The sequence below is a fragment of the Sphingobium soli genome (assembly GCF_020782245.1).
Lineage (GTDB): Bacteria > Pseudomonadota > Alphaproteobacteria > Sphingomonadales > Sphingomonadaceae > Sphingobium > Sphingobium soli.
Window position 1 is genome coordinate 122,724 of record NZ_JAJGNP010000001.1, and the last position, 18,996, is coordinate 141,719.

18 protein-coding genes are annotated in these 18,996 nt (G+C 63.4%); 3 read left to right on the plus strand and 15 right to left on the minus strand.

The window, feature by feature from the left end; all coding sequences use genetic code 11:
• Positions 1 to 51 precede the first annotated feature (51 nt).
• The 3 genes from grpE to LL253_RS00520 are packed head-to-tail and all read right to left on the minus strand — an operon-like array spanning position 52 to position 2,196.
• Entirely contained in the window at positions 52 to 606 is a 555-nt protein-coding gene (grpE, locus tag LL253_RS00510; RefSeq protein WP_228225817.1) for a nucleotide exchange factor GrpE, read from the minus strand.
• Complete coding sequence (gene hrcA, locus LL253_RS00515; RefSeq protein ID WP_009822280.1) at positions 603 to 1,646, minus strand: heat-inducible transcriptional repressor HrcA; 1,044 nt, start codon at positions 1,644 to 1,646, stop codon at positions 603 to 605. The genes grpE and hrcA overlap by 4 nt, the downstream gene beginning before the upstream one ends.
• A gap of 40 nt (positions 1,647 to 1,686) precedes the next feature.
• Positions 1,687 to 2,196 carry a DUF6438 domain-containing protein gene (locus LL253_RS00520; protein WP_009822281.1) on the minus strand — a complete coding sequence of 170 codons (510 nt, stop codon included), beginning with the start codon at positions 2,194 to 2,196 and terminating at the stop codon, positions 1,687 to 1,689.
• A gap of 146 nt (positions 2,197 to 2,342) precedes the next feature.
• Between LL253_RS00520 and rph the strand changes: the two genes are divergently transcribed.
• The gene (gene rph / locus LL253_RS00525) at positions 2,343 to 3,059 is read left to right on the plus strand and encodes a ribonuclease PH (RefSeq protein ID WP_228225818.1); all 717 of its coding nucleotides are present in this window, start codon (positions 2,343 to 2,345) and stop codon (positions 3,057 to 3,059) included.
• A 91-nt stretch (positions 3,060 to 3,150) separates the two neighbouring features.
• Positions 3,151 to 3,780: an RdgB/HAM1 family non-canonical purine NTP pyrophosphatase gene (gene rdgB, locus LL253_RS00530; protein WP_228225819.1), complete on the plus strand. Its 630-nt coding sequence runs from the start codon at positions 3,151 to 3,153 to the stop codon at positions 3,778 to 3,780.
• 4 nt (positions 3,781 to 3,784) lie between these two features.
• Here rdgB and LL253_RS00535 read toward each other — a convergent pair whose 3' ends face one another.
• Both LL253_RS00535 and LL253_RS19730 read right to left on the minus strand, forming a co-directional pair.
• Positions 3,785 to 4,591, minus strand: coding sequence for a hypothetical protein (locus LL253_RS00535; RefSeq protein WP_228225820.1), 807 nt, complete (start codon positions 4,589 to 4,591; stop codon positions 3,785 to 3,787).
• Positions 4,592 to 4,613: 22 nt separating this feature from the next.
• The gene (locus LL253_RS19730; protein WP_266100841.1) at positions 4,614 to 4,748 is read right to left on the minus strand and encodes a hypothetical protein; all 135 of its coding nucleotides are present in this window, start codon (positions 4,746 to 4,748) and stop codon (positions 4,614 to 4,616) included.
• On the opposite strand from LL253_RS19730, the gene hemW reads away from it, so the two are divergent.
• Positions 4,735 to 5,916, plus strand: a complete 1,182-nt coding sequence (gene hemW, locus LL253_RS00540; RefSeq protein WP_228225821.1) for a radical SAM family heme chaperone HemW — start codon at positions 4,735 to 4,737, stop codon at positions 5,914 to 5,916. The genes LL253_RS19730 and hemW overlap by 14 nt on opposite strands.
• A 9-nt stretch (positions 5,917 to 5,925) precedes the next feature.
• Here hemW and LL253_RS00545 read toward each other — a convergent pair whose 3' ends face one another.
• From LL253_RS00545 to LL253_RS00590, 10 genes are all read right to left on the minus strand, one after another.
• Entirely contained in the window at positions 5,926 to 6,444 is a 519-nt protein-coding gene (locus LL253_RS00545) for a tetratricopeptide repeat protein (RefSeq protein WP_228225822.1), read from the minus strand.
• Positions 6,445 to 6,536: 92 nt separating this feature from the next.
• On the minus strand, positions 6,537 to 7,712 hold the full coding sequence (locus tag LL253_RS00550) for an RsmB/NOP family class I SAM-dependent RNA methyltransferase (protein WP_228225823.1): 1,176 nt from the start codon (positions 7,710 to 7,712) through the stop codon (positions 6,537 to 6,539).
• Between the two features lie 105 nt (positions 7,713 to 7,817).
• Positions 7,818 to 9,275 carry an IMP dehydrogenase gene (guaB, locus tag LL253_RS00555; RefSeq protein WP_228225824.1) on the minus strand — a complete coding sequence of 486 codons (1,458 nt, stop codon included), beginning with the start codon at positions 9,273 to 9,275 and terminating at the stop codon, positions 7,818 to 7,820.
• A 199-nt stretch (positions 9,276 to 9,474) separates the two neighbouring features.
• The gene (lpdA, locus tag LL253_RS00560) at positions 9,475 to 10,875 is read right to left on the minus strand and encodes a dihydrolipoyl dehydrogenase (protein ID WP_228225825.1); all 1,401 of its coding nucleotides are present in this window, start codon (positions 10,873 to 10,875) and stop codon (positions 9,475 to 9,477) included.
• Positions 10,876 to 11,014: 139 nt separating this feature from the next.
• Positions 11,015 to 12,271 carry a 2-oxoglutarate dehydrogenase complex dihydrolipoyllysine-residue succinyltransferase gene (gene odhB / locus LL253_RS00565; RefSeq protein ID WP_228225826.1) on the minus strand — a complete coding sequence of 419 codons (1,257 nt, stop codon included), beginning with the start codon at positions 12,269 to 12,271 and terminating at the stop codon, positions 11,015 to 11,017.
• A 9-nt stretch (positions 12,272 to 12,280) separates the two neighbouring features.
• A complete protein-coding gene (locus LL253_RS00570) occupies positions 12,281 to 15,076 on the minus strand; it encodes a 2-oxoglutarate dehydrogenase E1 component (RefSeq protein ID WP_228225827.1) in 2,796 nt (931 codons plus the stop codon).
• Between the two features lie 91 nt (positions 15,077 to 15,167).
• The gene (gene sucD, locus LL253_RS00575; protein ID WP_228225828.1) at positions 15,168 to 16,052 is read right to left on the minus strand and encodes a succinate--CoA ligase subunit alpha; all 885 of its coding nucleotides are present in this window, start codon (positions 16,050 to 16,052) and stop codon (positions 15,168 to 15,170) included.
• 94 nt (positions 16,053 to 16,146) lie between these two features.
• The gene (mdh, locus tag LL253_RS00580; RefSeq protein ID WP_228225829.1) at positions 16,147 to 17,109 is read right to left on the minus strand and encodes a malate dehydrogenase; all 963 of its coding nucleotides are present in this window, start codon (positions 17,107 to 17,109) and stop codon (positions 16,147 to 16,149) included.
• Between the two features lie 316 nt (positions 17,110 to 17,425).
• Complete coding sequence (gene zapE / locus LL253_RS00585) at positions 17,426 to 18,538, minus strand: cell division protein ZapE (protein ID WP_228225830.1); 1,113 nt, start codon at positions 18,536 to 18,538, stop codon at positions 17,426 to 17,428.
• Entirely contained in the window at positions 18,535 to 18,996 is a 462-nt protein-coding gene (locus LL253_RS00590; RefSeq protein WP_228225831.1) for a PaaI family thioesterase, read from the minus strand. Before LL253_RS00590 ends, zapE begins: the two co-directional genes overlap by 4 nt.

The window sequence follows — 18,996 nt, forward strand, 5'->3', positions numbered from 1 at the left end:
CGTTGCGCGTGCTCGCCTCCCCCTACCGATTGGAGGGGGAGGCCGAGCTTATCAGTCAGGCTTTTTGGCGACGCTGACCATGGCAGGGCGCAGCAGGCGGTCCTTGATCATATAACCGGCCTGCATTTCAACGAGAATAGTGCCCGGCTCTGCATCAGAGGACGGGACTTCCATCATTGCCTGATGCTTGTTGGGGTCGAGCGGTTGGCCAACCGATTCCAACTTGGTGATGCCGTTGCGACCGAACACGCTTTCCAGCTCGCGCCCGGTGGCTTCCAGGCCCACGACCAGCCCCTTGAACTTCTCGTCGTCACGCAGGTCAGCAGGAATGGCCGCAAGCGCGCGGGTCAGGTTATCAGCCACCGACAGCATGTCGCGGGCAAAGGCAGTGGCGGCATAGGCGCGCGCGTCGGCCAGTTCCTTTTCCAGCCGCCGCCGCACATTCTGCGTATCAGCATGGGCATAGAGAATGTCCTGCTTGGCGGTCGCCAGCTCGGCTTCCAGAGCAGCGATGCGGTCGGCCGTGGCATCGCCAGAAGGCGCACCATCTTCGGGCAGGGCATCGACGACTTCGGTATTTTCCAGATTCTGATTGTCTTCGCTCATCTCATCAATCTCGACAGCGTCTGTGCAGTGAAGTCCACCATGGGGATCACTCGCGCATAGTTCAAGCGCGTGGGGCCGATCACGCCGACCACGCCGACGACCCGGCCATCCGCGCCACGATAGGGTGCGGCTATGACGGAAGAACCCGACAGGGAAAAGAGCTTGTTTTCCGACCCGATGAAGATTTTGGTCGCGCTGCCGGCCAGCGCGCCGCGCAGCAGGTCCATAATTTCCTGCTTGCCCTCCAACTGTTCGAGCAACTGGCGCGCGCGTTCGAGGTCGGCGGCGATGCTTTCATCGAGCAGGCGGGACTGCCCGCGCACGATCAGCACCGGACGATCATCAGCGTCGTGCGACCAGGTAGCGATGCCGCGTTCCACCAGATCGCGAGCGGCCCGGTCGAGCGCGCCGCGATCCGCCTCCATTTCACGGCCAAGCGCCTCGCCCGCTTCGCGCAAGGTCAGGCCGACAAAACGCGCCGACATGAAATTCGCCGCTTCATTGAGCATGACCGGGCTGACGCCATCGGGCAGGTCGAGCACGCGATTTTCGACCGATCCATCCTGCCCGACCAGCACGGCCAGCGCTTGGCGCGCGTTCAGCGGCACGAAGCCGAACTGGCGCAGCACCGGTTCGCGTTTGGGCACCATGACGATGCCGGCGCAGGCAGACAGGCCGCTCAATGTAGCGGTGGCGGCGGACAAAGCCTCTTCGATCGGGCCGTTTTCCGTAATCCCGGCCTCGATCGCGCGCCGTTCCTCGATAGACGGTTCAGCCGCCTGCATCATGCCATCCACAAACAGACGCAAACCCGTTTCGGTAGGCATCCGTCCGGCTGAAGTATGCGGCGCAGCAAGCAGGCCCAGCTCCTCCAAATCCTGCATGACATTGCGGATGGAGGCCGGCGACAGGCTCAAGGACGCCATCTTGCTGATCGTGCGCGAGCCCACGGGCAGGCCCGTGCCTAGATAGCTTTCGACCACCAGGCGGAAAACATCGCGCGCGCGATCATTCAATTCAGAGATCGGGATAACCGACATGATCCTTATCTAAGTGCGGCAATCGCGCCGCTCAAGATCGTCACGGCGTTACCGCACGCGGGTTGAGCATGCGTTCGACGTCAAGAATCTTGGGCACGGACGCGATAGCGACCCTTAACTTGCCATAGCGCGCGTCCATGCAGCCCGACTGGAATTCCAGTTTTGTCGACTCCTGGCCAGGCCGGCTCCATTCAACCTTATAGGCCGGCAGATCGGTGGCGAAGGTTTCGCAATTTTCGCCATGGGCGATGCGCTGCGTCGTGCCGGTGGGCGGGCGGTGCGGCGCCAGCGTGGTGATCAGCCGGCGATATTGGGCACTCGACAAGGTGAAGCGGGTCGCGCCGGGGACGGAAGTGTTGCGTTCTGGCTCCAGCAGGCCAGAGCCATCGGGCGACACCTGGACCGTGTAGGTCGGGCACGCGCCGAAACAGCGACCGGCGGTGAAGCGGATCACGTCGCCCGGCGCTTTTGGCGGCTCCAGCCCTTCCCTCTCCATCGTGCAGCCCGCCAGCAGAATCAGGCCGGCTGCGATCATGTTTTTCGTCGTCATGCCCCCTCTTATCGTCCAAATGGCGCGCTGGACACTGGCAAGTCGCGCCATCGACCGCTAAGCGACGCTGCAAGTGCGCTTTCTGGCGCATCGGCGGTGTCGGCCCGGCTGGGCGCGCCAGCCTGATCCATGCAAGGAGATTATCTATGCGTCCTTCCGGCCGCGCGCCCGACCAGATGCGCGACATCACCATGGAGCCTGGCTTCACCATTCATGCCGAGGGAAGCTGCCTCGTCAGCTTCGGCGACACGCGCGTACTGTGCACCGCGTCGGTGGAGGAGAAGGTGCCGCCCTTCCTGCGCGGCAAGGGCCAGGGCTGGGTCACGGCCGAATATGGCATGCTGCCCCGCGCCACCCACACGCGCGGCAGCCGTGAAGCGGCCAAGGGCAAGCAGTCGGGCCGCACGCAGGAGATCCAGCGGCTGATCGGCCGATCGCTGCGCACGGTCGTCGACCTCAAGGCGCTGGGCGAGCGGCAGATCGTGGTCGATTGCGACGTGATCCAGGCTGACGGCGGGACCCGCACGGCGGCCATTTCCGGCTCGTGGGTCGCGCTGCGCATTGCGGTCGACAAGCTGCTGGCTTCGGGCGCGCTCACGCAAGACCCGATCATCCAGAAGGTCGCGGCGATCAGCTGCGGCATCTACAATGGCACGCCCGTGCTGGACCTCGACTATGCCGAGGATAGCAACGCCGAGACGGACGCCAACCTGATCCTGACTGGCGACGGCAAGTTCGCCGAGGTACAAGCGACGGCCGAAGGCGCAGCCTATGACGAGGAAGAGTTGTTGCGCCTGCTGCGCCTTGCCCGCATCGGCTGCGCCAAGATCTTCGCAGCGCAGGACGCGGCCACCGGGCGGTAAGCGCGTTCCCACGTTCGGTTCGAGCCTGTCGAGAACCAATGTCTTAAACCGCTTCTCGACAAGCTCGAAGTGAACGGAGATAGTAAAACTTATGAGCGACGATTTCGGACAGGAACAGGCGATCCGCAAATTGCAGCCAGGCAAGCTGGTGATCGCCAGTCATAATGCGGGCAAGGTGCGCGAGATTGCGGCGCTGCTCGGCCCCTATGGCATTGAGCCGATTTCCGCCGGCGCGCTTGACCTGCCCGAACCGGAGGAAACCGGCACGACCTTCATCGCCAATGCGGAGTTGAAGGCGATGCAGGCGGCGGACTTGAGTGGCTTGCCCGCTCTGGCCGACGACAGCGGCCTATGTGTCGAGGCGCTGGGCGGCGATCCGGGGCTTTTTTCGGCGCGCTGGGCGGGCCCGGACAAGGACTTCAACCTGGCGATGCAGAAGGTCTGGGACGGGATTGCGGCCAAAGGGCCAGATGCCGGCCATGATGCCCATTTCGTTTGCGCCCTCGCCCTTGCCTGGCCGGACGGTCATGTCGAAGCGTTCGAGGGTCGGGTCGATGGCACCATCGTCTGGCCGCCGCGCGGAGACAAGGGCTTTGGCTATGATCCGATGTTTCAGCCCCATGGGCATGACATCAGCTTTGGAGAAATGGACCCCGACGCCAAGCACGCCATGAGCCACCGCGCCCATGCTTTCGCTCAATTGGTGAAAGCGGTATTCTGAAGCGTCATTGCGCGGCTTTGAGGCGCGCAGAATCGATATGCCAGCGTCGCTGATCGGCGGTGGAGCCGTCGATATCATTGACCCGGCGCACAACATAGCTGCCGGCGAAGCGCTGATGAGAGCCATCCGCCAGGACGGCATCCACCTTCACGGGAATGGTTTGATAGACCGAGCCTGCGCCTGCATCTCCAGGCGTCAGGCGGCCGATCGTCACCTGTGTCGATCGGGTGTCGGCAAAGCCTGCCCGAAAACGATCCAGCGACTGGTTCGGGGGACCGTCATTGCCCCATTGTCGCCAGGCGGTATCATAATCGCGGGCGTTCAGTGCGGCATAATAGCGTTTGACGACATTGGCGGCCGCTTCCATGCCTTTTGGATCAGGACCGCAGCCGGCCATCGGCTCTCCCTTTCCGTCAAACAGCGCGCAACTGCGCGCGATTTCATCCTGCATGATGGCGCAACTATTGGCGACGTTGCATGGCGGCCGGGTAGCGGGCGACACATTGCGGCAGGTCTTTGCCAATCGCTCTGCCGCCGCCGTACCGATGTCTGCCGCACAGGATAAGGGCGTGCGATCCGACGATGCAGCCGTAGTGATAGGCGACGAAGCAGCGTTAGCCGATTCCGGATCGAGCGAGGCGTCAGGCGCTGGCGCGCCGCCGCCCGCCGACACAGTTCCCGCGCCAACAGCGCCGGATGCAGCGTTATCGGCCCCTCCCGCCTGCGGATCGCCGGGTGCGCTGCATCCCGCCAAGGTGATCGCCATCGCGGTCAGAATGATTTGGGACGGACGCATCGCGGATCGGACCATGAGAGATTCTCCTTTGTGGCGATCAATGCGCACCCCGCCAGTAAGGTTCGATCGGCAGGTCGATGGTGGCAAAGCCAGGATAGACCGAATGGGTGCCGGCCCCTGCTGGCCCTGACGGGCATTCCCAGCTAAGGGCGGCGGCAATGCCGGACACCATATTTCTTCCCCCTGTCGCTTCCCCGACGACCGAGCCCTTGGCTCTCTATATCCATTGGCCCTTCTGCGTGTCCAAATGCCCCTATTGCGACTTTAACAGCCATGTGCGCGAAGGCATTGATGTCGATGCCTGGCGCGGCGCACTGCTTGCGGACATGGCGCATGAGGCGGCGCTGACCGGCGGGCGGCCGCTGACGTCGATTTTCTTTGGCGGCGGCACACCATCGCTGATGCCGCCCGCACTGGTCGCCGACCTGATCGCTGCGGCGGATCGCCAATGGGGCCTTGCGCCCGACAGTGAGATCACGCTGGAGGCCAATCCCAATTCCGTGGAGGCGGCGCGCTTTGCCGATCTGGCCGCGGCGGGCGTTAACCGGGTATCTCTGGGTTTGCAGGCGCTCGACAATGATGCGCTGCATTTCCTGGGGCGCGCGCATGATGTCGACGAAGGGCTGGCGGCGCTGGCAACGGCGCAACGCGTGTTCGACCGCGTGAGTTTCGACCTGATCTATGCGCGACCGGGACAGAGCGAGGCGGACTGGGAGGCCGAACTGGCGCGCGCGCTGGGCTTTGGCACAGGGCATCTCTCGCTCTATCAGCTGACGATCGAGCCAGGCACGCGCTTTGCGACGCTGGTGGCGCAGGGCAAGCTGACGCCTGCCGATCCAGATCATGGCGCGACTCTCTATGAATTGACGCAATCCATGACGGTTGCAGCGGGCATTCCTGCCTATGAGATCAGCAATCACGCCCGACCGGGTCAGGAAAGCCGACACAACCTTACCTACTGGCGCTACGGGGATTATGCCGGCATCGGACCGGGGGCACATGGGCGACGCACAGGCCAAGCGACGGTCCGCCACAAAAAGCCGGAAAACTGGATGAATGCAGTCGCGCGCAACGGTCATGGCGCGCAGGGCGAAGAGCCGCTGGCGGACGAGGATCGCGCGCGCGAGGCGCTGCTGATGGGACTGCGGCTGCGCGAAGGCGTCGACCTTCGCCGCATCGCGTCAGAATCGGGCATTACGATTTCGCAGCTGGTCGATGACCGGGCGGTCGCGCGACTGATGGAAATCGGACTGATGGACCGGCAGGAAAGCCATATTCAGGTCACGCCGGCCGGCATGTTGCTGCTGGATGCGATCCTGCCGGAAATCGTGACGGTCTGACCCGCTTTATCAGGGCTGTTCGGTGGCCTTGGCCTCAGGCGAGGGCACCGCGTCCTTGCTGGTCATGGCGACGGCGGGCGGTCCCTTCTGGATGGCGGCGGCCAAGTCCCCTACGGGGGCGCAATCGGTCTTGCAGAGCTTTTGCGCCTGCGCCAGCACCTCCTTGGCGCGGGCGACCGCGCCCTTTTCCATCATCGCTTCGCCCTGCCCCGCCAACGCAACGACATCAGTCGGGTCCAGCAGCAAGGCTTCCTTATAAAGGCGGATCGCCTTGCCCTGAAGCCCCTGCGCCCGCGCGACTTCAGCGAGCGCCACATAGGCGGCGCGATTTCGCGGATCGACCGCCAGCGCGCTTTCCAGCGCGTCGGTCGCGCCCTCCAGATTACCCGCTTTCCACGCAGCCTCGCCGGCCTTTTGCCATTCGACCGACTGGGGGCTGATCTGACTGTCCGGCCGTTGGCTGAAGCCGACGCTGGACACAGTCGTCAGCAGGGCGGCAAGCGCGATCGAGGCGGGGGTGAAACGCATTATCTTCTCCAGCCATGTTTCAGGCGATGATTGCAGGCTCGGGTCCAAGGTCCAAGTGTCGCGAACTTGCACGGCTTTGTCCATGGGATGATTTACGCCTGACGCCGCAGCCGTGCGAAGTAGAAGCCGTCGCTGCCATCATGCCCCGGCGTCAGCAGCAGCCCGCCGCCATGCGCGCGCCCGACCGGCAGATCGATCGGTTCGGCGATCCAGCCCTCATGGCGATCAAGGAACGCCGCAACCTGATCACGCCCCTCCCGATCGACGAGCGCGCAGGTGGCGTAGACCAGCAGGCCGCCGGGCCGCACCAACGGCGCTGCGAAATCAAGGATGCGCGCCTGTTCGGCGACCAGTCGGTCCAAGCGCGCAGGGGTCAGCCGCCAGCGCGCCTCAGGATTGCGCCGCCAGGTGCCGGTTCCTGAACAGGGCGCGTCCACCAGCACCACGTCCGCCTGTTCCTGCAAGTGTGCAAGTCCCCGCGCCTCATGGCTCTGGTCCAGCAGCAGCGTGTCGATGAAGGTCGCGCCAGCGCGTTCAGCGCGGGGTTCCAGTCGCGCCAGACGCGACCGGATGGTGTCGGCCGCGATCAGCCTGCCCTGCCCCGCCATCGCCGCGGCCAGCGCCAGCGTCTTGCCACCCGCCCCGGCGCACAGGTCAACGACCGTCATGCCGGGCTGCGCGACGCAGGCGGCCGCGATCCACTGGCTGCCGGCATCCTGCACTTCGACAAGGCCGTCCTGCCACGCCGGATGCTGCTCCACCGGCCAGCCTTCGGGCAGACGCAGTGCGTCGGGAAGGCCGGAAATGGCTGTGGCGTCCGGCAGCAGGGGCGCGACCTGCGCCGGTGTGGCCCTGAGGCGATTGACGCGCAGGTCGACCGGGGCGCGGCCCAGCAGCGCATCTTGCTCGACCGGCGCAGCGAGCAATGGCCGGAGCCAGCCGGGAACAGCGCAGGCCAGCGCCCCCGCCTCGCCCGGCTCGATCGGCAGCGGCGCGTGAGGCGACCCATCGAACAAGGCGGCGAGCGCCGGCTGGTCCTGCGTCAGACCGATCATTGCCACCCGGCCCGTGTCCGGACGCTCCGCCGCGCGGCGGATCGCATCATAGACATGATCGCGCACGGCCCGGCGATCGCGCGACCCGGCATAGCGCCGTTCCTTGAAATAGCGGGCGATGAGAGTGTCGGCGGCAGGACCGCCATCGCGCGCAGCAGCGATGATGGCGTCCAGCAGCTCGATCGCAGCCTGGATGCGGGCGGAGGGTGTCATGCGTTACTCCACCTTATCCGTGCGCAAAAAGGGTCGGGAGATGCTCACTTTGCTCGTGCCCCACCCCCTGCCCCTCCCTTGGAAGGGAGGGGAATGGAAGGACAATCAACGCGTCGGATAGTTGGGCGCTTCGCGCGTAATGGTGACGTCATGGACATGGCTTTCCGACAGTCCCGCATTGGTGATCTGCACGAAGCGGGCGCGCTCCTGCAAATCCTTGATCGTGCGGCTGCCGGTATAGCCCATCGCCGCCTTCACGCCGCCAACGAGCTGGTGAATGACATCCTTGGCTGGCCCCTTGAACGGCACCTGACCCTCAATCCCTTCGGGCACCAGCTTCATCTGGTCTTTGATATCCGCCTGGAAATAGCGGTCGGCGCTGCCGCGCGCCATCGCGCCGACGCTGCCCATGCCGCGATAGCTTTTATAGGCGCGGCCCTGATAGAGGAAGGTTTCGCCCGGCGCCTCAGCCGTGCCCGCCAGCAGTGATCCCACCATGACGCAGCCAGCGCCGGCTGCCAGCGCCTTGGCGACATCGCCTGAGGTGCGCAAACCGCCGTCCGCGATGACAGGCACGCCATGCCTGGCCGCTTCCTCGGCCGAGTCCATGACCGCTGTGAGCTGTGGGACACCGACGCCGGCAACGACGCGGGTGGTGCAGATGGAACCCGGGCCGATGCCGACCTTTACGCAATCCGCGCCCGCGCCGATCAGCGCCCTGGTCGCCTCGGCGGTCGCGACATTGCCGGCGACCACCTGAACATGGTTGGACAGTTTCTTGACCGCTTCGACCGCGGCCGACACTTGCTTGCTATGGCCATGCGCAGTGTCGATGACGATGAGGTCGCATTCCGCATCGATCAACGCCTTGCTGCGCTCCAGACCGGTTTCACCCACGGTGGAGGCGGCAGCGACGCGCAGGCGGCCCGACGCGTCCTTCGTGGCCTGCGGATAGGTGACGGCCTTTTCGATATCCTTGACGGTGATGAGGCCAACGCAGTGATAGGCCTCATCCACGACGAGCAGCTTTTCGATCCGGCGCTGGTGCAGCAGCCGTTGCGCCTCATCCTGGCTGACGCCCGCCTTGACGGTGGCAAGATTGTCCTTCGTCATCAATTCACTAACCCGCTGAGCGGGATTTTCAGCGAACCGCACGTCGCGATGGGTGAGGATGCCGACCAGCTTGCCCGATTCCTCGACCACCGGAATGCCGCTGATCTTGTGCCGCTGCATCAGCATCTGCGCGTCGGCGAGCGTAGCGGTCGGCAGGATGGTGATGGGATTGACGACCATGCCGCTTTCGAACCGCTTCACCGCCCGGACGGCATCGGCCTGTTCCTCGACCGTCAGATTGCGGTGCAACACGCCAATCCCGCCCAGTTGCGCCATGACGATCGCCATGTCGGCTTCCGTCACCGTATCCATGGCCGACGACAGGATCGGGATGTTAAGCTTTATCCCGCGCGTGACCTGCGTGCTGGTATCGGCCTGGCTCGGCAACACATCGGATTCGGCGGGCTGCAACAGCACGTCGTCAAAGGTGAGGCCAAGGCGGATGTCCATGTGAAAGCCACTTTCTGCTGCGGGACGGCGGGCGCGCCCCATGGGGATTCGTGGCGGCCCATGTAACCACTTACCCCCCGAACGACCAGACCCTTTCACAGATTATTGCACTGCGAAGGGTGGGATCGAAGGCTGATCCCCATATAGAAAAGGCCCCCGAATGGAGGCCTTTTCGCTTGGTCGACGGAATGCCGGCCGATCACATGTGGATGGGCTTGCCGGTCACGGCCATCGCCGCTTCCTTGATCGCTTCACTATGCGTAGGATGCGCATGGCAGGTATAGGCGATGTCTTCGCTCGACGCGCCGAATTCCATGGCTTGAACAGCCTGCGCGATCATCGTGCCGGCGGGCACCGCGATGATCCAGACGCCCAGAACCTTATCGGTTTCCGCATCGGCGATGATCTTCACAAAGCCTTCGGGCTCATGATTGGTCTTGGCCCGGCTGTTGGCCATCATCGGGAACTTGCCGACCTTGACCGCGCCCTTTTCCTTGGCGGCGTCTTCGGTAAGGCCCACGCCTGCGATTTCCGGCTTGGTGTAAACGACCGACGGAATGAGGTCATGGTTCACGATGCCGGTCATGCCCGCGATATTCTCGGCAACGGCGATGCCTTCATCCTCCGCCTTGTGCGCAAGCATTGGCCCCGGAACGACGTCGCCGATCGCCCATACGCCAGGCACCTTAGTCGCGAAGTCATGATCCGTCTCGATCTGACCGCGCTGGTTGACTTCCAGCCCGATCTTGTCGAGGCCAAGGCCTTCCGTGTTGGGCCGGCGACCAATCGACACCAGCACGACATCGGCCTCGATCGTTTCGGCTTCGCCGCCAGCGGCCGGCTCGACCGTGAGCCTGACCCCATCGCCAACGACTTCCGCGCCCGTTACCTTGGTGCCAAGCTTGTATTCAAAGCCCTGCTTCTTGAAAATCTTGTTGGCTTCCTTGCGGACTTCGCCGTCCATGCCAGGCAGGATCTGATCGAGATATTCGACGACCGTCACCTTCGCCCCCAGGCGGCGCCAGACGCTGCCCATCTCAAGACCGATGACGCCGCCGCCGACGACCACCAGATGCCCGGGAACCTTGTCCAGTTCGAGCGCACCGGTGGAATCGACAATCTTGCCACCTGCATTATCGATCGTCACGCCGGGCAAGGGCGTGACCGAAGACCCGGTGGCAATGACGATATTCTTGGCCGTCACCTTTTCGCCACCGACTTCGACGCTGTTCGCGCCTGTGAAGCTTGCAAGTCCCTTAAGCCAGGTGACCTTGTTCTTCTTGAACAGAAATTCGATGCCGCCGGTCAGCCCCTTGACCGCGTCGGTGCGCTGGCCCTGCATGGTAGCAAGGTCCAGACTCATCGCATCGATCTTGACGCCCAGCTTGGCCAGCATGCCATTGGCAGCCTCGTCATAGAGTTCCGAGGCGTGCAGCATCGCCTTGGACGGGATACAGCCAACATTGAGACAGGTGCCGCCCAGCGTCTCCCGGCTTTCCGCGCAAGCGGTCTTGAGGCCGAGCTGCGCTGCGCGGATCGCTGCGACATAGCCGCCCGGCCCAGCGCCGATCACCAGAACGTCATAATCGAACTCTGCCATACCAATCTCCGTTCGCCCTTGGAGCGAGTTGCATGTCTCGCTCCAACCTGTCGAAGGGCATTACTTCTTCTTTGGTCCTTCTGAAAACAGAAAGGACAGGGCGTCGACAGGCGCAGCCCCAACGGACCAATGGCCGACCTTAAAGGTCGATCAGCAGGCGGGTGGGATCCTCAATCGCATTCTTCACAGCGACGAGGAACGTGACCGCTTCGCGACCGTCGATCAGGCGGTGATCGTAGCTCAGTGCGAGATACATCATCGGGCGGACGACAACCTGGCCATCGCGAACGACCGGGCGGTCCTCGATACGGTGGAGGCCCAGCACCGCCGACTGGGGCGGGTTGATGATCGGCGTCGACATCAGCGAACCGAACACGCCACCATTAGAGATAGTGAAGGTGCCGCCCTTCATATCTTCCATGGTGAGCTTGCCATCCTTGGCCTTCTTGCCGAAGTCGCCGATCGTCTTTTCGATCTGCGCAACGCTCAGGCTTTCGGCATTGCGGATGACAGGGACGACAAGGCCGGTGGGCGCGGATACCGCGACCGAGATGTCGGCAAAGTCGTTATAGACGATCTCGTCGCCCTCAATCTGACCGTTGACGCCAGGAATATCCTTGAGCGCCATGCACACGGCCTTGGTGAAGAAGCCCATGAAGCCGAGGCGCACGCCATGCTTCTTTTCGAAGAGATCCTTATACTTCGTCCGCGCCTCGATGACGTTGGTCATGTCGACATCGTTGAAGGTGGTGAGCAGCGCAGCGTTGTTCTGCGCTTCCTTCAAGCGCTTGGCGACCGTCTGGCGCAGGCGGGTCATCTTGACGCGTTCCTGCTTACGGCTGGGGCCGGCAGCGGGCGCGGCTTCGGCCGGCGCGGCCTCGGCGCCGGTGGAGGCAGCCTTGGCGGTTCCGGCATCGACGGCGGCCATGACGTCATCCTTGGTCAGGCGGCCATCCTTGCCCGAACCCTTGATCTTGCTCGGGTCAAGGCCATGTTCCAGCACCAGGCGGCGCACGGCAGGCGACAGCGTGAGGTTGCCGCCCTCGCCTTCCTCATCGGCAGCAGCGGGCGCGGGCGCCGGTGTCGACGCACTCGGCGCGGGGGTGGCGGCTTCGGCCTTGGCGGCGGGCGCCGACGCGGGCGACGGAGCGGCGGCGGCGCCTTCGTTCACATAGGCGAGAAGCGCGCCCACCTCGACCGTGTCGCCTTCCTTGGCAACAATGTCACCCATCGTGCCGGCGGCGGGCGCAGGCACATCGACCGCGACCTTGTCGGTTTCCAGACTGACGATCGGCTCGTCCGCCTTCACGGCCTCACCGGGCTTCTTCAGCCACTGGCCAACGGTTGCTTCGGTAACGGATTCGCCCAGCGTGGGGACTTTGACTTCGGTAGCCATGAGCTTGACTCAGCCTTTCTTCTGGCGGCGGATTTCTTCACGAACGCTGTGGCCCAGCGCATCGGCAACGAGGGCGCCCTGTTCGGCAACATGGCGCTTGGCAAGGCCGGTGGCCGGCGAGGCCGACGCCTTGCGGCCGGCATAACGCGCGCGCATCGGCGCCTTGCCGGCCATCGCCAGCGCTTCCTCGACAAAGGGCTCGACAAAGAACCAAGCACCATTGTTGCGCGGTTCTTCCTGGCACCAGACGACATCCTCGAGATTGGTCATCCGTGCGATGCGCTTGGCCAGCGCCTCCGTGGCGAAGGGATAGATCTGCTCAATCCGCACGATCTGGGTATCGCTATCGCCCGCGGCATCGCGCGCTTCGGCCAGATCATAATAGACCTTGCCCGAACACAGGACGAGCCGCTTCGTGTCGTGATCCGCCGCGCCATTGGGGTCCGACAGGATGCGCTTGAAGTGCGTTTCGCCCAGGAAGTCCTCCGCCTTGCTGACCGCCGACTTGTGCCGCAGCAGCGACTTGGGCGTCATGATGATCAGCGGCTTGCGGAAGCTGCGGAGCATCTGCCGGCGCAGGACGTGGAAATAATTCGCCGGGGTGGTGATGTTCGCCACCTGGATATTGCCTTCCGCGCATAGTTGCAGGAAGCGTTCCAGACGCGCCGAACTATGCTCCGGCCCCTGCCCTTCATAACCGTGCGGTAGCAGGCAGACGAGGCCGTTGGCGCGCAGCCATTTGCTTTCCGACGACGCGATATACTGGTCGAAGATGATCTGCGCGCCGTTGGCGAAATCGCCAAACTGCGCTTCCCAGAGCACCAGGCTCTTGGGATCGGCCAGTGCGAAGCCATATTCGAAGCCCAGAACGCCATATTCGGAGAGGGGGCTGTCCAGCACCTCGAACCGGCCATGGGGGACGGTGGACAGCGGAATATATTTGTTTTCGCTGTCCTGATCGACCCACACCGCATGACGCTGGCTGAAGGTGCCGCGACCCGAATCCTGGCCCGACAGGCGCACGCCATAGCCTTCCGAGAGAAGCGAGCCGAAGGCCAGCGCCTCGCCGGTCGCCCAGTCGAAATTCGCGCCCGACTTGAACATCTCCGCCTTGGCATCCAGCACACGCTTCAGCGTCTTGTGGACATTATGCCCTTCGGGAATGGTAGTGAGCGTGCGGCCGAGGCTGTCAAACAGCTTCTGGCTGACCCCGCTTTCCACCGTCTGGCGCGCGGTTTCGGCGTCGGCTGGCTTGTGCAGGCCCGACCAGCGGCCCGCAAACCAGTCGGCGGTGTTCGCCTTGTAGCTCTTGGCCGCCTCAAACTCTTCTTCGAGATGGTTGACGAATTCGCCGGTCGCCTGCGCCACGAAATCATCATCGACCACGCCTTCGGCTTTCAGCCGCGACGAATAGACGTCGCTGACCGGCGGATGCTGACGGATCTTCGCATACATTTGCGGCTGGGTGAACGAGGGCTCGTCGCCTTCATTATGACCGAAACGGCGATAGCACCACATATCGATCACGATGTCGCGATGGAAGGTCTGGCGATATTCGATCGCCAGCTTGCAGGCGAAGGTAACGGCTTCGGGATCGTCGCCATTGACGTGCAGGATCGGCGCCTGAACGCCCTTGGCCACATCGCTGGGATAGGGCGAGGACCGCGCGAATTGCGGCGAGGTGGTGAAGCCGACCTGATTGTTGACGACGAAATGGATGCAGCCGCCGGTATTATAGCCGCGAATGCCCGAAAAGCCGAGGCATTCCCAGACGATACCCTGCCCCGCGAACGCCGCGTCGCCATGGATCAGCACGGGCAGCACGGCCTCATGCTTTTCCAGATCGTCGCGGAAGGTCTGCTGCGCGCGGACCTTGCCCAGCACCACCGGATCGACAGTTTCGAGATGTGAAGGGTTGGGGACCAGCGACATATGCACCTTGATCCCGTCGAACTCGCGATCGGTGGAGGTGCCGAGGTGATATTTGACGTCGCCCGAGCCGCCGACATCTTCGGGATTGGCGGTGCCGCCCGAAAATTCGTGGAAAATGACGCGGAAGCCCTTGGCCATGACATTGGCCAGCACGTTGAGGCGGCCGCGATGCGCCATGCCGAACACGATTTCGCGCACGCCGGTCGAACCGCCATATTTGATGACCGCTTCCAGCGCGGGAATCATCGATTCCCCGCCGTCGAGGCCGAAGCGCTTGGTGCCGACATATTTGCGGCCCAGGAACTTCTCATATTGTTCGGCCTGGATGACCTTGGCCAAGATCGCCTTCTTGCCCTCGGGCGTGAAGTGGATTTCCTTGTCCTTGCCTTCCATCCGGTCCTGAAGGAAGCGGCGTTCCTCGACATCGGCGATGTGCATATATTCAAGGCCGACATTGCCGCAGTAATTCTGCCGCAGAATGGCGACGATCTCGCGCACAGTCGCATATTGCAGGCCGAGCGAGCCACCGAGGTAGATTTTCTTGTCGAGGTCGGTGAGACCGTGATATTCCGGCGTCAGATCCGCCGGCAGGTCGCGATGAACGAGGCCCAGCGGATCGAGATTGGCAGCCAGATGACCACGCACACGATAGGTCCGGATCAGCATCATCGCACGGATGCTGTCTTCCGCGGCGGCCGTGATATCAGCGTCCGATACGGCCTTGCCCTGCGCCTTGGCGGCGGCCTTGACAGCCACCTGCATCTGCGTGGGGTCCAGCGCGCCGGTCAGATCGTCCGTATCCGTCAGCGGCCAATTGTCGCGTGCCCAGCTCGGCCCGCGCTCGATTTCGAAATCCTGGTTCTCGTATCCCATCGTCTATCCCATCTGCGCCGCGTGCAGTCGCGGAAGCGGGAGAATATGCGGTCGGGGTGCAGCCCGACCGCATCCATATGTAGGAGTAATCTTACCCCTTCAAGACCTCGACCAGCGTGGAGCCAAGTTCCGACGGGCTGGCAGCGACCTTGATGCCCGCCGCTTCCATCGCCGCGATTTTGCTTTCCGCGTCGCCCTTGCCGCCCGACACGATCGCGCCGGCATGGCCCATGCGGCGGCCCGGAGGCGCGGTGCGGCCCGCGATGAAGCCGGCCATCGGCTTCTTGCGGCCCTTCTTGGCCTCGTCGATCAGGAACTGGGCAGCCTGCTCTTCCGCGTCGCCGCCGATTTCGCCGATCATGATGATCGATTCGGTGGCGTCGTCGGCTAGGAACAGTTCCAGCACGTCGATGAAGTTGGTGCCGTTGACCGGGTCGCCGCCGATGCCGACGGCCGTGGTCTGGCCCAGGCCCGCGTTCGAGGTCTGGAACACGGCTTCATAGGTCAGCGTGCCCGAGCGCGACACGACGCCGACGCTGCCCTTCTTGAAGATGCTGCCGGGCATGATGCCGATCTTGCATTCGTCGGGCGTCAGGACGCCGGGGCAGTTGGGGCCGATGAGGCGCGACTTGCTACCCGACAGCGCGCGCTTGACGCGCACCATGTCCAGAACCGGGATGCCTTCGGTGATGCACACGATCAGCGGGATTTCCGCGTCGACGGCCTCAAGGATCGAGTCCGCAGCGAACGGCGGCGGGACATAGATGACGGAGGCGTCCGCACCGGTCTTCGACTTGGCTTCCGCGACGGTGTCGAACATGGGCAGGCCGATATGGGTCGTGCCGCCCTTGCCAGGGGTCACGCCCGCGACCATCTGCGTGCCATAGGCCAGCGCCTGTTCGGTGTGGAAAGTGCCGGTCGCGCCGGTCATACCCTGGGTGATGACCTTGGTATTCTTGTTCACCAGAATGGACATGCGTGTCCCTTTTCGTCTGTGACGTGGCAGTTTATGAAAAGCAGCCCGCCGCCGGCTGCACACATACCGGGGCGGGCTGGAAAATTTCAGTCGATCAGGCGAGCGTACTGTCGATGCCCTTGCACGCGGTCAGCAGGTCCTTGACCGCGTCGATCGACACCTGAAGCCCGGCCTTCGCCTGCTCGTTGAGTTCGATCTCGATCACTTCCTCGACGCCATCCTTGCCGATCTTGACCGGCACGCCGACATAGAGGCCATCGACGCCGTACTGGCCGTCAAGATAAGCGGCGCAGGGCAGCACGCACTTCTGGTCGCCAAGATAGCTTTCCGCCATGGCGATGGCCGACGCGGCAGGCGCATAGAAGGCCGAACCGGTCTTGAGCAGACCCACGACTTCGCCGCCGCCATTGGCGGTGCGCTTGACGATGGCGTCGATACGCTCCTGGGTCGATTTGCCCATCTTGATGAGGTCGGGAACGGGAATGCCCTTGACGGTCGAATATTCGACCACGGGGACCATCGTATCGCCATGGCCGCCCAGCACGAAGCTGGTGACGTCGCGGACCGATACGCCAAATTCCCAAGCGAGGAAGGTCGAGAAGCGCGCCGAGTCGAGCACCCCGGCCATGCCGACGACCTTGTTATGGGGCAGTCCCGAAAATTCGCGCAGCGCCCACACCATCGCGTCGAGCGGGTTGGTGATGCAGATGACGAACGCGTCGGGGGCATATTGCTTGATGCCCTCACCCACGGCCTTCATGACCTTGAGGTTGATGCCGAGCAGGTCGTCGCGGCTCATGCCCGGCTTGCGGGGCACGCCGGCGGTGACGATGATGACGTCTGCGCCTTCGATATCCTTGTAATCATTGGTGCCCGTGATGGCTGCATCGAAGCCCTGCACCGGGCCGCACTGCGACAGATCAAGCGCCTTGCCCTGGGGAATACCTTCAGCGATGTCGAAGAGGACGATATCGCCCAGTTCCTTCTGCGCCGCCAGATGGGCGAGCGTACCGCCGATATTGCCAGCGCCGATGAGCGCTATCTTTTTACGGGCCATAAGCTGTCATCCTCCAAGTCATGATTACTGGAATTGCTGGCTCGCCTACGCCCTTCCCGCAGGGGTTTCAACCTGCGATAACCGCCGATCAGAAATTATCTTTGCAATTAGTTCGCAATTGCATTAGTTGGAGTCGCACAGCCTGTCGCTCGTCGGCTCCTACCCTGGCCGCGAGCCTTCCCTGCAGAGCTACCCTGCCGGGCGCCCTTCCTCCTCGGGGGCGCCCGGCCTGTTTCCGGTTATGAAGTTGCGATTTGAAGAAGAGTTCCGCCGGGCTGCGGCAGGTGGAGGTTGGGACTGCGGCGGCCCGTGCGGGTCATTTGGGACCGTGGCCCAACGCCAGATAGTCGTCCGACTGCATTTCTAGCAGCCGCGATACGGTGCGTTCGAATTCGAAAGCGCCGTCGCCTGTAGGGTATAGCCGTTCCGGTGACGCGTCCGCCGAAGCGAGCAGTTTCACCTTATATTCGTAGAGCGAGTCGATCAAAGTGACAAAGCGGGCTGCCTCATTCCGCTTTTCCGGCCCGAGCACCGGAATCCCGACGATGATCACCGTATGATATTTGCGCGCGATCGCCAGATAATCAGGCGCGCCCCGCGCTTCTGCGCATAATCGCTTGAATGAAAAGACAGCGACGCCCTTCAAGCTTTTGGGCACATGCAGGGTCCGGCCGCCCTGAACGGCGATATCCTCGGCCGGGACCTTTGCGCGATCTTCCACCGAGAAATCGGTTAGGCGGAAAAAGGCGTCGGAGAGGGCTCGGGCCGCCTCCGGCCCGTTTGGACAATGCCAAAGCTGCGCATCGCCCAGCCGGTCCCGCCGATAATCGGTCGGACCGTTCAGGCTCATCACATCCAGCTTCGCCTTGATAAGGTCGATGAAAGGAAGGAAGAGCTGACGGTTGAGGCCGTCCTTGTAAAGATCGTCTGGCACACGGTTCGACGTGGTGACGACGGTCACGCGCTTGTCGAGCAGTCCGGCGAAAAGGCGCGACATGATCGCCGCATCCGCCATGTTGTTGACGACCATTTCGTCAAAACACAGCAGCCGCGCCTCTTCCGCCAGCGAATCGACCACCGGCGGGATCGGGTCGCCCGTTTCCGACTTGCGCGCTTCGGCGAGACGGGCATGCACGTCGAGCATGAACTCGTGGAAATGGGCGCGCTTCTTGCGTTTGACCTGCACCGTGTCGAAGAACAGGTCCATCAGCATCGACTTGCCCCGTCCGACGCCGCCCCACATATAAAGGCCACGCGGCGGATCGGGCGGCTTGCGCAGCAATTTCCATAAGGTCGACCCGCGGGCCGGGGTCGCTTCCAGATCCTGTTGCATCCGCCCAAGCCGCTCCGCTGCGGCGCGTTGATCGGCATCGGGCCGGAGTTCGCCGGACTTCACCAGCGCGTCATAGCGGGCGAGAATGGTCGTCACTGCGGCTTTGGCGCCTTCCGGATAGTTGCCGCTGAAGCGGCTATCGCCTCCCCATTTTGCGTCATCAGCAGTCGCAGGAAGAAGAGACGGTCGGTTTCGCGCAAAATCTCCACTAGGGCGATCAGATCAGGCCCCACCTTCCCTAAACCCAGATATTGCATGCTAAGATCAATGGTTACGCCATTGATCTGCGCCTCATGCCCCATGATCCACAGGGCGCCGAAATAGGCGTGATCGGCAAAGGCCGCGAGAAATCCGCCGTGCAGCGTATCGAGCCGGTTGCGGTGACTGGAGCGCGTTTCCAGGGCGACGCGAGCGCGCGTTGGCCCGTCCGCCCGCATATAACCCCGCCCGATCGCTTGCAAAAAGGTGTCGGGGTGCGGATCGGACCAGGCCGCCCAACCCGCCCATTTGCCTTCGCTTAGCGGTTGACCGCCGCCTACGCCGTCGCTCGTCAA